A 12,534-nucleotide genomic window follows, 5' to 3' on the forward strand; every position below is an offset into this window, starting at 1 on the left:
CGCGGATCCATTCGTTCTGTCTGTGGCTTAGCTTTGATCGCCACGCCACATACCCGGCAAATCGGTAGGCGGGGCGAATTGTGTTGGCGCTTTGATTTGACTCATCAACCAGTTCGGTCCCGCCATAAGCTTGGACAGAGCAGGGTTTGAGTTCACCTGCGCTTTGACTTTTTCGAACTGCATCACGTTTTCAATGCGACGATCGATGAAATCCCACGTGGCCTGCGTGTCGGTGCTGTCATCACCCAGCCAATACAAAACCGTCGAGGCATAAACACCGGACAAGGTCGCCCGCTTTGTATACCAATTTACGTCCTCAGAGGTATCACCCAACACAGTCCAAATCGCATCTGCAGTACCCCAAATCAACTTGGCACCATCAGCGGCCAGATGTGGCAATGCAAAAAGGGTCGTGCCCCGCTGTACCGCCTCTTTATCCATAATCAATTCAAAGCGGGTGCGCAGCGCAAACGCGACTTTCTGGCGGAACTTCATCTCAGTCAGATCTGCTGCTTTGACGGCTGCGATCATCGCCTCGTCACCGCGTTTGTGAAACGCAATCGCCAGATCAATCGCACCGCGTGGACACACAGATTTGGCCAAACCAATGTCCATGCCCGAATCGCGCACAGCCGCTTTGAAAGTGGCATCGGACCACCCATCAAAAGCAACATGCATCAATGCAGCTTCAAGAAGTTCTTGCTTTGCAATGTCATAAGGGGCGGCAGGCATCAGGCTTCTCCTTCTCAATAGGGGTATACTAGACACATAGGGCGCCGGTTGCTATACGGCCACTTCCTGCAATTCCATGCAACTTCAAACTAGAAAGGTGGTGAAAACCACATGCAGGTTAGTGTTCGCGACAACAATGTTGAACAAGCCCTCCGAGCTTTGAAAAAGAAGCTCCAGCGTGAAGGTGTTTTTCGTGAAATGAAGCTAAAGCAACATTTCGAAAAACCTTCCGTGAAAAAAGCGCGCGAGAATGATGAAGCTATCCGTCGTGCCCGTAAATTGGCGCGTAAGAAAGCACAGCGCGAAGGTATGCTCTAAGAGCTGCTCAACACGCAACGCAAAAGAATTAAGCCCTCGCAAAGCAGTTTGCGGGGGTTTTATTTTAGGTGATTTCCATAGCGTGCGTGCGATGACACAGCCCAAAAGGACCACGGCCCTCATTCCGCAAACAAATTAAACGGGAAGCGCAGTTGTTTTGAAGACTGTGCGTAGCGCAAAACTTGATTGCATGGTTTGCACACCCGGCAAACGCGCAAGGTAGCGACGGTGAATGGCTGCAAAATCATCCGTATCAGACGCCACGACCTTAAGCAGGTAATCCGCACTACCGGCCATCAAATGACACTCAAGAACATTGGGAATACGCGCCACAGCCTTTTCGAAGGCGTCAAGCACCTCATCTGCTTGGGTCGACAGAGTAATCTCGACGAAAACAGTCGTCGGCAAACCGATTTTTCGGGGATCAACCATCGCTACATAATTGCGAATAAAGCCGTCATTCTCTAAGCGTTGCACACGCCTATGGCACGCAGATGCTGACAGGTTCACCGCATCAGACAATTCAGCATTGGACATGCGCCCAGACTTCTGTAGCACCTTAAGAATACGGCAATCGGTGTCATCAAGTGGCGTCAATTCGAATATCCTCCGCAGTAATTTGAGATAAGTAGAATATTCTTGCTTTAAGCGCTATATAAACCAGTCAATTAAGTGAGAAAATGCGCGTATTCTAGGCGAACGTCCCTTCAGATCGTTAACAGGAGGGAACATCATGAAACTAGGGTGTCCAAAAGAAATTAAGCCACAAGAGTTCCGCGTTGGGATGACCCCCAATGCCGCCGCCGAAGCGGTCTTGCGCGGTCATAGCGTTGTCATCGAAAAAGGCGCAGGCCTTGGCGCTGGCTTTGCCGACAGCGATTACGAAACAGCGGGTGCTACCATGCTGGACACCGCCGCAGAGGTTTTTGCCACTGCCGACATGATCGTCAAAGTGAAAGAGCCCCAAGCCGCAGAGCGCAAAATGCTGCGTGAAGGACAGTTGCTGTTCACCTACTTGCACCTTGCGCCCGACCCCGAGCAGACCAAAGATTTGCTGGCGTCCGGCGCGACCTGCATCGCGTACGAAACGGTAACAGATGACCGTGGCGGCCTCCCTTTGCTGGCCCCAATGTCCGAAGTCGCAGGCCGCTTGGCCCCGCAAGTAGGTGCATGGACACTGCAAAAAGCAAACGGCGGGCGCGGTGTGCTTATGGGCGGCGTACCTGGCGTTGGCCCTGCAAAAGTAGTTGTCATTGGCGGCGGTGTCGTTGGCACACATGCGGCAAAAATTGCCGCTGGAATGGGCGCAGATGTGACCGTTCTGGACCGTTCTCTACCTCGTTTGCGTTATTTGGATGACGTCTTTGGCGGCAGCTTCAAAAACGGCTATGCCAGTGCGGGCAACACGGCAGAATTAGTACAACAAGCGGACATGGTCATTGGTGCAGTCCTAATTCCCGGTGCGGCTGCTCCCAAACTGGTCAGCCGTGCGCAGCTTTCTGAGATGAAGCCAGGGGCGGCCCTTGTGGATGTGGCCATTGACCAAGGTGGATGTTTTGAAACGTCCAAAGCCACCACACACCAAGACCCGATCTATGATGTGGATGGGATCATGCACTATTGCGTTGCGAACATGCCGGGCGCTGTTGCGCGCACGTCGACCATTGCCCTTGGTAACGCGACAATGCCCTTCATGTTGGCCCTTGCGGACAAGGGGTGGAAGCAGGCCTGCATTGATGATCCGCACCTTGCAAACGGGCTAAATGTACATGACGGCAAGCTAACCTATTTTGCTGTGGGCAAGGCCCTTGGCATTGATGTCACGTCAACATCTGTCATCCTGAAGTAAGCGAAAGGCCCGCCAATAAGCCGGCGGGCCCTCCCCACGCTACATGATAGCGCGTAATCAACTCACTTTTTCAACGCGTCACGAATTTCCATCAGCAGCTCTTCTTGGGTCGGCCCTTTGGGCGCAGGAGGAGCTGCTGGTGCTTCTTTCTTTTTCATCGAGTTTACAGATTTAACCAGCATGAACACGACAAAAGCGATGATTAGAAAATTGATGATCGCCATGATGAAACGACCATAAGCGAAGACCGCCGCACCTGCCTCTTCCGCCTCAGCCATGGACGCGTACTCGCCTTCACCGAGCAACGCGTACATGCCGCTGAAATCAACGCCGCCCATAAACAAGCTGATAATTGGATTGATCAAATCTGACACAAGACTGCCAACAATGGCCGTAAAGGCCGCACCAATGATGATGCCAACAGCCATATCCATGACGTTGCCCTTGGCGATGAAGTCTTTGAATTCTTTTAACATATTTTGGTTCCCTCGTTACTTATACACACGCCGCAATCACTACTTGGCGCGCCTACGCACAGTGTTAACGCGTGATGAACACAATACTATTCCTTTTTTCCGCAGAGTTAGCGCCTATGTTCAAAATAGGTTAATGCGATGAAAGGATCACGCCATGACGTTTCCAGATGATTTCAAGATTAATGAGAAATGGCCCGCCAAAGACCCAAGTGTGTTGCAGCTTTATTCGTTTCCAACACCAAACGGCGTTAAAGTGTCGATCGCGCTGGAAGAAATGGGCATCCCATACGAGGCGCACACAGTGACTTTGGCCGATGCAGATGTGCGCAGTCCCGAGTTTTTGTCTTTAAATCCTAACAACAAAATTCCAGCCATTATCGACCCAACCGCCCCTGATGGCCCGATTGGAATGTTCGAAAGCGGCGCAATCTTAGTGTATCTTGCGGATAAGACGGGACAGTTTATCGGAACGAACGCCGCTGAGCGCGCAGAAGTGATGACGTGGCTTATGTGGCAAATGGGTGGCCTTGGCCCGATGTTTGGGCAGATGGGTTTTTTCCACAAATTCGCGGGCTCTGAGATTGAAGACCCACGCCCCAAGCAACGCTATCTAGATGAAAGTAAGCGTTTGTTAACTGTCTTGGACGGGCACCTTGAGGGACGCGATTGGGTAGCTGGTGATTACTCAATTGCCGATATGGCGATTGCGCCTTGGCTTCGGGCACTTGATTTTTACGGCACCAAAGAACTGCTAGGTTTTGATGGCTTCAAGAATGTTTCAGCATATCTAGATCGGTTTCTAGCCCGTGACTCGGTTCAGCGCGGCCTTATCGTTCCGCCACGCGAACCTGCGTAAACGCGAGCTCTTACAAACAAAAAAGGCCGCTCTGAAATCATTCAGGGCGGCCTTTCAATGTCTTGGGAAAGCAGTTTTAACCGCGCAGCTCACCACCTGTTGCTTTGTTAACTTTTTCGATAATCTTGGCGCCCACGGCTTCAATATCTTTTTCAGTTAACGTGGCATCGCTCGGCTGTAAGCGGACAGTGATCGCAAGGCTTTTGCGCCCATCACCAAGGCTGCCGCCGATAAACTCGTCAAAGACGCGCACATCGGAAATCAGTGCTTTGTCAGCACCCGCTGCCGCGTTTACCAAGGTCAACGCCTCAACATCCGCATCCACGACAAACGCGAAATCGCGTTCAACAGCCTGCAAATCTGTCGCCTTCAAAGCAGGACGCGTGGCAGATGATTTACGCGGAAGCGGGATTTCAGCGGGGAAAATCGTGAAGGCCATCGCCGGACCCTTAATGCCCATCGCCGCTAGAATTTTGGGGTGTAGCTCACCAAAAACGCCAAGCACTTTCTTTGGACCAAGACAGATTTGGCCATGCCGCCCAGGGTGCCACCAATCAGAGCCACCGCGCATGATTTGCACTTTGGCCGGAGCCCCCATAGAGGCCAGAACCGCCTCAATATCCGCTTTTACGTCATAAACATCGACAGGGCGCATTTCACCGTGGACATCCTTTGGACCTGTTCGCCCAATAAGAATACCGGCCACCTGATCGTGCTGCTCGCCCGGCTCACCGCCATGCCACGCAGGTCCCGCCTCAAAAAGGCTTACGTCCATAAACCCACGTGCTTGGTTGCGCGCTGCAGCCTGCAGAAGACCAGGTAGCAAGTTAGGACGCATGTGGCTCATTTCAGAACTGATCGGGTTAGCAAGCATTGTCGCATCCGTACCACCACCAAAAAGCTCAGCCGCCTTTTGGTCGATGAAGCTATAGGTAACGGCCTCGTTGTACCCCAAAGCGGCGGTCGTGCGGCGCGCTGTAGTCAGACGCTTTTGCATAGGTGTCAGTACAGGCTTTGCAATGCCAGCCATACGCGGAAGTGGCTTGCCGACAAGCTTTGTCAGCGACGCAATCCGCGCAACTTCCTCAACCAGATCCGCCTCACCCTGAACGTCAGGACGCCATGACGGCACATTGGCTTGATCGCCGTCCAACACAAATCCCAGATCAGTTAGGGTTTGACGCTGTGTCTGCGCTGGAATTTCCATCCCAACAAGAGACACCACACGATCAGTGTCCAGCTTATAGGCACGCGCCGTGTCAGGCACAGCACCCGCGGTTACAACTTCGCTCGCCTCACCGCCTGCATGATCAACGATCATGCGTACAGCGTGCTCAAGACCTTCGGGGGTAAAGGCAGGATCAATGCCGCGCTCGAACCGGTAGCGCGCATCAGAATTGATTTTAAGCGCACGGCCCGCGTAGGCGATTTGTACGGGGTTCCAGTAAGCGCTTTCGACAAAGACGTTAACGGTTTCATCCGTACAGCCTGTCTCAAGCCCGCCCATGATACCGGCGATGCTTTGCACACCGTTGTCATCGGAAATTGCCATTTGACCAGCAGAAAGCGTGTAGCTCTTATCATCAAGGGCAACGATTTCTTCACCGCCTATAGCGCGGTGAACCCGCAAATTTCCCGCGACTTTATCAGCATCAAAAACGTGCAGCGGGCGGTTCAGATCGTACGTAAACCAGTTTGTCACATCGACCAAGAAACTGATCGGGCGCAGGCCAATCGCACGCAGCTGATCTTGTAGCCATTGCGGGGAAGGACCGTTTTTGACGCCTTTAATCAAGCGACCACAAAACACGGGGCACCCATCTAGCGTATCATCATCGATACTCACACCAATCGCGCTTGCACCATTTTCTGGAACGGCAGTGACATCGCGGGCCTTCAACGTGCCAAGACCGCGCGCCGCCAAATCACGCGCAATACCGCGTACGCCCAATGCGTCCGGACGGTTTGGTGTGATCGCAATTTCGATGACCGGATCCACTTTGGCTGGATCATGCTCAGCAAGATAATCCGCAAAACTCTGGCCAATTTCACCGGATGGCAATTCAATGATACCATCGTGCTCGTCTGACAGTTCCATCTCACGCTCGGACGCCATCATACCGAAGCTTTCGATGCCACGGATTTTGCCAACGCCGATAGTGGTATCAATGCCAGGCACGTAGACGCCGGGTTTAGCCACGACTACGGTAATGCCTTCGCGCGCATTTGGCGCACCACAAATGATCTGCTTTTCACCCTCATCGGTTTGCACCTGACACACACGCAGTTTGTCTGCATCCGGGTGCTTCACCGCAGAGTTAACGTAGCCAATGGTAAAGGGGCGTAGCTTTTCGATCGGGTTCTCAATACCCTCAACCTCAAGACCAAGATCGGTCAGCGCATCTGCAATCTCATCAACAGACGCGTCAGTTTGAAGGTGCGATTTCAGCCATGACAGAGTGAACTTCATCGTGTCAGCCCTCCTGCAAGATTTGGTTGATCGAGCGATGCAAATCCGTAGTGACGCAACCAGCGCAGATCACTGTCAAAGAACGCACGCAGATCTGGAATGCCGTATTTCAGCATCGCGATGCGGTCGATACCAACACCAAACGCAAAGCCTTGGTACACATCCGGATCGATGCCGCCCGCAGCGATTACCTTGGGGTGCACCATGCCTGAACCAAGGATTTCGAGCCAATCATCACCCTCACCCACTTTAAGCGTGCCACCCTCCCATGAGCAGCGAATGTCCACTTCTGCGGATGGCTCTGTGAACGGGAAGTGGGACGCGCGGAACCGAAGCTCAACGTCGTCGACCTCAAAGAATGCCTTCACGAACTCTTCAAGCACCCACTTTAGGTTGGCCATTGAGATGTTCTTATCAAGCGCCAAACCTTCGACTTGGTGGAACATGGGCGTATGGGTTTGGTCATAATCAGCGCGGTAAACACGACCCGGGCAAATTACGCGGATCGGCGCGCCATTGGCCTCCATGCTACGAATTTGCACAGGGCTGGTATGAGTACGCAACACATGCGGCAGGCGATCATCGCCCTCGGCACGGTGGGTATAAAAAGTGTCCATCTCGGCGCGCGCAGGGTGGTGGCCCGGGATATTGAGCGCATCAAAGTTGTACCAATCGCTCTCGATCTGGGGGCCTTCTGCAACGGAAAAGCCCATGTCGGCAAAGATGGCTGTGACTTCTTCCCAGACCTGACTGATCGGGTGCAACGTACCCGCAGGACGTCCACGCGACGGCAATGTCACGTCCAGCCACTCGGTACGCAAACGTTCATTCAGAACCGCGTCTTCAAGTGCTTCTTTTTTGGCAGCCAGCGCAGAATTGATTTCGTTTTTCAGTGCGTTCAGCATCGGACCAGCTTCTTGCCGCTGCTCCGGTGTCATTTTACCCAATTCACGCATCTGAAGGCTGATTTCGCCTTTTTTGCCAACGGCTTGCACACGCAGATCTTCGAGAACCGCAGCATCCTGCGCCTCCGCGATCAGGCTAAGGTATTTGGTACGTAGATCGGTCAAGAGATACTCCGTTTGCAATGCGTTGCGTCGTTTTCAATTCGTTAGCGGCGTAAGAGTTTCGTTTCAACCGCGTAGAGCAGATTAAGCCACCATGTCGCTTTTGCGCCTGTGAAGATAAAGGGGCGCAATCACGTCAGCCGTCCGCTTTAGAATGAGAAAAGCCGCACGCCCAAAAGGCGCACGGCTTTAAAATGCTCAATCCCAAAGGGAGTGATTTATGCGAGCGCCGCCTTCGCTTTTTCAACGATGGCTGTAAACGCTTGTGGTTCATTCACGGCCAGATCGGCCAGAACTTTACGATCCACTTCGATACCCGCAAGGGACAGACCGTTGATGAACTTGCTGTATGTCAGCGCTTCATCGTTCAAACGAACTGCAGCGTTAATCCGTTGGATCCAAAGCGCGCGGAATTGGCGCTTACGGTTCTTACGGTCGCGTGTTGCATATTGGTTAGCTTTGTCGACTGCTTGACGCGCTACCTTGAAGGTATTCTTGCGACGGCCATAGTAGCCTTTCGCTGCATCAGTGACTTTTTTGTGACGGGCGTGGGTTGTGGTCCCACCTTTAACGCGTGCCATTGATCAGGACCTCCTTAGCGCGAATAGGGCATCATCGACTTGATGATTTTCTCATCAGGTGCCGAGAGCGTTGTGGTCCCGCGAGCATCGCGGAGGAATTTGTTTGTACGTTTGATCATACCGTGGCGTTTGCCGGCCTGACCTGCTTTGACACGGCCTTTAGCCGTGACCTTGAACCGCTTTTTGCAGCTCGACTTGGTCTTCATCTTAGGCATTTTCATCTCCTAATCGTAGAGTTTTCAAAACGACTCAGGCATGCCAATGAGCCCGCTGTCGTCGGTGGAACCGCTGCATTAGGCTGCGGCGGCAAAAAGTGCAAGACAAAAGTCCTGCAAACTAGGGAAGAAGCTGACCAATCACCGCGATCACCACAGACGGAATTTCCGCCACTTCGTAGCCACCTGGCTTTGTGGTAACTGCATAGGCCAACAGACCGCCCGAAATCAGAACAAGAAGAGCAGAAAGGCGCGGGCTGCGCCCTTCTGCATAAGCGGAAAATATCGACGGAACTGCCAGAACCGCAAACACCAGTCCCAGCACAAAATAAAAGTCGGCTTGCACACCCTACCCCTTAAATAAATACACTTGGTATCATTCAGGGTCAGTGCGGAAAATCAACCTTTCTTCACATGGGGCGACGCGCAGGATGTTGGTTGTACCTGCTTGGTTGAAAGGCACGCCTGCGGTGACAACGATCTGGTCCGTTTCAGTTGCCATACCCAGTTTGCGCGCCGCGCGCGCAGCAGCAACCACCGCCATTTTGAAACGCTCAACATCCGGCGTCATTGTGCAGTTCGTCCCCCATGAAAGCGACAAACGCCGCGCTGTTTCACGCTGCGATGTCAATGCGATGATCGGCACGCGCGGGCGTTCACGGGCGGTCAAAAGCGCTGTGGTGCCGGATTGCGTAAAACAACAGATCGCCTTCACATCGGTCGTCTCTGCAATTTCACGGGCCGCCGCAACAATACCATCAGCCACAGTAGTGCGTTTAGCAGAGCGTGTGTTCTCAATAATGTCTGTGTAAGTCGGATCATTTTCGACCTCGACGGCCACGTTATTCATGGTGGTCACCGCTTCGATCGGGAAGTTACCCGCCGCAGATTCCGCTGACAGCATGATCGCATCAGTACCTTCATAAATTGCCGTTGCGACATCACTAACCTCGGCGCGCGTGGGCATCGGGCTTTCGATCATCGACTCAAGCATCTGAGTTGCAACAATAACCGGCTTGGCCGCTGCACGACATTTCCGCACCAACTGTTTTTGAATTGGCGGTACGTTTTGGACAGGCAGTTCAACACCCAAATCACCACGGGCCACCATGATGCCGTCACTGACGCGCAGAATTTCATCAAACGCCTGCACTGCCGCAGGTTTTTCAATCTTCGACAACACAGCTGCACGACCGTTGGCCAGCGCGCGCGCCTCGTACACATCCTCGGGGCGCTGAACGAAAGACAGCGCAAGCCAATCCACACCAAGCTGGCAAACAAACTCAAGATCAGCGCGGTCTTTTTCCGACAACGCCTTCAGCGGCAACACCACATCGGGTACGTTCACGCCTTTGCGGTTCGAAATCACGCCGCCCGCAAGCACGGTGCAGTCAGCAAAGTCTTTGCCACACGCATCAACGCGAAGCTTAATTTTACCGTCATTGACCAGCAAATGCGCACCAGCTTGCAGCGCTTCAAAAATCTCTGGGTGCGGCAGGCGGACGCGTTTTGCGTCACCCTCAGCCTCGTCAAGATCAAGACGGAACTGAGCGCCCTCGACAAGGTCTTCGCCTTCTGGATTAGCAAACGTTCCGACACGCAACTTTGGCCCCTGAAGATCAGCCAGAATCGCAATCGGGCTATCGAGGTCTTTTTCAACCTGACGAATGATCTCGTGGCGTGCGCGGATTTCATCATGATCGCCGTGGCTCATGTTCAAGCGGAACACATCTGCGCCCGCCTCGTGCAGCTTGCGGATCATTTCATAGTCATTCGATGCAGGCCCAAGGGTCGCTACAATTTTTACGTTTCGCATACGTCGCATATCGTTATCCTTCGTTCGGCGCGCGGTGGCCGTCTTGACCTGTTACCGCTATCAGTTGAGGTCTATATGACCCAATTCCCAAACTATCACAACTGCCGTATGAGGGTTGCCAAGGAGTTTCACACGCATGTCACAATCAACCCCCTACAGCCCCGTTCATTCCGAAGGTGCAACGCGCCCAGGACGCTGGCTTGTTACCTGCGATCACGCAACCAATCAAATCCCACCGTTCATTGAGGGCGGTACGTTAGGCTTGGCGCCCGCAGATATGGAACGCCACATCGCATATGATATCGGCGCACTTGGGGTCAGCCGCGCACTTGGGGAATATCTTGATAGCCCAGTGATATGGTCCGACTTTTCGCGGCTGGTAATTGATCCAAATCGTGGCGCAGATGATCCAACGTTGGTGATGAAACTTTATGACGGCACATTGATCCCAGCAAACCGCGATGCCAATACAGCCGAGCGGATGGAGCTGTGCTATACCCCCTACCACGCCAAATATGCAGAACTAGCAGCGCGGCGCGAGGATACGGTGATCTGCGCCATTCACAGTTTCACACCGCAACTTAACGGCAGGCCAAAACGCCCGTGGGAGGTTGGTGTACTCTATGCAAGCGACACGCGCCTGTCCGCACCCACGCTCACCCATTTGCGAAACGCTGGCCTGTGTGTTGGCGATAACGAGCCATACGCAGGACATTTACGCGGTGATGCAATTGATACTCATGCACTTCAGCACGGTCGCCCTAACGTGCTGATCGAAATTCGCAATGACTTGATTGAAACCGATGCACAGCAAAAAGAATGGGCGAAACGCTTAGCCCCAATTCTTGAAGCCGCTCTTTCAGATGCCCAAGTCTGAAACAAACCCTAGCTACGAAGCCCCCCTTCCGAAAAGGATCTCAATGATGGACGCACAGACACAAATCGAACTTGAAGCAGCCGCGTTTCGCCGCCTTCAGAAACACCTGATGGAAGATCACAAAGACGTTCAAAACATCGATATGATGAATTTGGCCGGTTTTTGCCGCAACTGCCTGAGCCGCTGGTACCAAGAAGCTGCTGCAGAGAAAGGCATTGAGCTCAGCAAGGACGAGGCGCGTGCAAGCTTCTACGGCATGCCCTTCTCGGAGTGGAAAGAAAAATACCAAACAGACGCTAGCGATGCCGCCAAAGAGGCATTCAAAGACAGCCACGGCTGAGCGCGACAATCAATTTGTAACTAAAAAAAGGCAGGCCACGCTGGGCCTGCCTTTTTCCAATATATTTAGAGGCGCATTAGATTGCGGCTTTGATGCTTTCTTCGAGGTAAATCTCACGAAGGCGCTTGGTCAATGGACCTGGCTGACCCGACCCGATTGGTGTGTCATCAATTTGCACCACGGGCATTACGAAAGTGGTCGCAGACGTAATGAACGCTTCGTCCGCAGCCTTGGCTTCTTCCATCGTAAATGAACGTTCCTCGACGGTGATTTGTGCAACGCGCGCGAACTCAAGCACCGCTTTGCGTGTAATCCCATGAAGAATTTCATTTCCCAAATGACGCGTAATCAGAACGTTGTCTTTGATAATATACGCGTTGTTTGATGTGCCTTCGGTTACGAAACCATCTTGGACCATCCATGCATCATCAGCACCCTGCGCTTTTGCAGCCATTTTACCCATTGAAGGATAAAGAAGCTGAACAGTCTTGATGTCACGACGGCCCCAGCGTTGATCCTCGATTGAGATCACTTTCATGCCTTTGTCAGCAACAGGGCTTTGCGCCAAGCCGGGCTTGTTTTGCGTGAACAAAACAATGGTTGGCTCTGCGTCTTTTGGATAGGCAAAATCGCGATCGGCCGCACCGCGTGTAATCTGAAGGTATACCAGACCATCTGTGATCTCGTTGCGCTCAACCAATTGGCGGTGAATTTCCAGCAGCTCGTCTTTGGTGACCGGATGCGCCATCTCAAGCTCGTTCAGTGACCGCTCAAGACGCACAGCGTGGCCGTCAAAATCAAGCAGCTTGCCGCCAATGACAGAAGTGACCTCATAGACCCCATCAGCAAACAAGAAGCCGCGATCAAAGATCGAAACAGTAGCTTCGTTTTCCGGCAGATATTGGCCGTTCACATATACAGTGCGTGTCATATCAGT

Annotated in this window: 15 protein-coding genes; 5 read left to right on the forward strand and 10 right to left on the reverse strand. The window is 52.9% G+C overall.

Annotated features, from left to right (window positions below):
* Positions 1 to 27: 27 nt before the first annotated feature.
* A complete protein-coding gene (locus tag NeNHUV3_RS06145; RefSeq protein ID WP_341246064.1) occupies positions 28 to 732 on the reverse strand; it encodes a COQ9 family protein in 705 nt (234 codons plus the stop codon).
* 111 nt (positions 733 to 843) lie between these two features.
* On the opposite strand from NeNHUV3_RS06145, the gene rpsU reads away from it, so the two are divergent.
* Positions 844 to 1,050 carry a 30S ribosomal protein S21 gene (gene rpsU / locus NeNHUV3_RS06150; protein ID WP_048598879.1) on the forward strand — a complete coding sequence of 69 codons (207 nt, stop codon included), beginning with the start codon at positions 844 to 846 and terminating at the stop codon, positions 1,048 to 1,050.
* A gap of 135 nt (positions 1,051 to 1,185) precedes the next feature.
* Here the strand turns inward: rpsU and NeNHUV3_RS06155 are convergent, their stop codons facing one another.
* Complete coding sequence (locus NeNHUV3_RS06155; protein WP_334067322.1) at positions 1,186 to 1,647, reverse strand: Lrp/AsnC family transcriptional regulator; 462 nt, start codon at positions 1,645 to 1,647, stop codon at positions 1,186 to 1,188.
* Between the two features lie 136 nt (positions 1,648 to 1,783).
* On the opposite strand from NeNHUV3_RS06155, the gene ald reads away from it, so the two are divergent.
* On the forward strand, positions 1,784 to 2,899 hold the full coding sequence (ald, locus tag NeNHUV3_RS06160; protein ID WP_391480397.1) for an alanine dehydrogenase: 1,116 nt from the start codon (positions 1,784 to 1,786) through the stop codon (positions 2,897 to 2,899).
* 62 nt (positions 2,900 to 2,961) lie between these two features.
* On the opposite strand, the gene mscL is transcribed toward ald, so the two are convergent.
* Positions 2,962 to 3,375: a large conductance mechanosensitive channel protein MscL gene (mscL, locus tag NeNHUV3_RS06165; protein ID WP_048598877.1), complete on the reverse strand. Its 414-nt coding sequence runs from the start codon at positions 3,373 to 3,375 to the stop codon at positions 2,962 to 2,964.
* A 154-nt stretch (positions 3,376 to 3,529) separates the two neighbouring features.
* On the opposite strand from mscL, the gene NeNHUV3_RS06170 reads away from it, so the two are divergent.
* Positions 3,530 to 4,231 (forward strand): glutathione S-transferase family protein, encoded by a 702-nt coding sequence (locus tag NeNHUV3_RS06170; protein ID WP_391480399.1) that lies wholly within the window; start codon positions 3,530 to 3,532, stop codon positions 4,229 to 4,231.
* 76 nt (positions 4,232 to 4,307) lie between these two features.
* Here NeNHUV3_RS06170 and pheT read toward each other — a convergent pair whose 3' ends face one another.
* From pheT to pyk, 6 genes are all read right to left on the reverse strand, one after another.
* Positions 4,308 to 6,701, reverse strand: coding sequence for a phenylalanine--tRNA ligase subunit beta (gene pheT / locus NeNHUV3_RS06175; RefSeq protein ID WP_391480401.1), 2,394 nt, complete (start codon positions 6,699 to 6,701; stop codon positions 4,308 to 4,310).
* Complete coding sequence (pheS, locus tag NeNHUV3_RS06180) at positions 6,698 to 7,771, reverse strand: phenylalanine--tRNA ligase subunit alpha (protein ID WP_391480403.1); 1,074 nt, start codon at positions 7,769 to 7,771, stop codon at positions 6,698 to 6,700. Before pheS ends, pheT begins: the two co-directional genes overlap by 4 nt.
* Positions 7,772 to 7,986: 215 nt before the next feature.
* Complete coding sequence (gene rplT, locus NeNHUV3_RS06185) at positions 7,987 to 8,349, reverse strand: 50S ribosomal protein L20 (RefSeq protein ID WP_048598874.1); 363 nt, start codon at positions 8,347 to 8,349, stop codon at positions 7,987 to 7,989.
* Between the two features lie 14 nt (positions 8,350 to 8,363).
* Positions 8,364 to 8,564 carry a 50S ribosomal protein L35 gene (rpmI, locus tag NeNHUV3_RS06190; RefSeq protein WP_048598873.1) on the reverse strand — a complete coding sequence of 67 codons (201 nt, stop codon included), beginning with the start codon at positions 8,562 to 8,564 and terminating at the stop codon, positions 8,364 to 8,366.
* Positions 8,565 to 8,685: 121 nt separating this feature from the next.
* A complete protein-coding gene (locus NeNHUV3_RS06195) occupies positions 8,686 to 8,910 on the reverse strand; it encodes a hypothetical protein (RefSeq protein WP_391480405.1) in 225 nt (74 codons plus the stop codon).
* Between the two features lie 30 nt (positions 8,911 to 8,940).
* Complete coding sequence (gene pyk / locus NeNHUV3_RS06200) at positions 8,941 to 10,389, reverse strand: pyruvate kinase (RefSeq protein ID WP_048598871.1); 1,449 nt, start codon at positions 10,387 to 10,389, stop codon at positions 8,941 to 8,943.
* 127 nt (positions 10,390 to 10,516) lie between these two features.
* On the opposite strand from pyk, the gene NeNHUV3_RS06205 reads away from it, so the two are divergent.
* Positions 10,517 to 11,257 (forward strand): N-formylglutamate amidohydrolase, encoded by a 741-nt coding sequence (locus tag NeNHUV3_RS06205; protein WP_391480406.1) that lies wholly within the window; start codon positions 10,517 to 10,519, stop codon positions 11,255 to 11,257.
* 46 nt (positions 11,258 to 11,303) lie between these two features.
* Positions 11,304 to 11,597, forward strand: coding sequence for a DUF1244 domain-containing protein (locus NeNHUV3_RS06210; RefSeq protein WP_391483186.1), 294 nt, complete (start codon positions 11,304 to 11,306; stop codon positions 11,595 to 11,597).
* A 76-nt stretch (positions 11,598 to 11,673) separates the two neighbouring features.
* Here NeNHUV3_RS06210 and NeNHUV3_RS06215 read toward each other — a convergent pair whose 3' ends face one another.
* A complete protein-coding gene (locus tag NeNHUV3_RS06215; protein ID WP_391480408.1) occupies positions 11,674 to 12,528 on the reverse strand; it encodes a D-amino-acid transaminase in 855 nt (284 codons plus the stop codon).
* Positions 12,529 to 12,534 lie beyond the last annotated feature (6 nt).

The sequence above is a fragment of the Nereida sp. NH-UV-3 genome, from assembly GCF_042939535.1.
GTDB lineage: Bacteria > Pseudomonadota > Alphaproteobacteria > Rhodobacterales > Rhodobacteraceae > Nereida > Nereida ignava.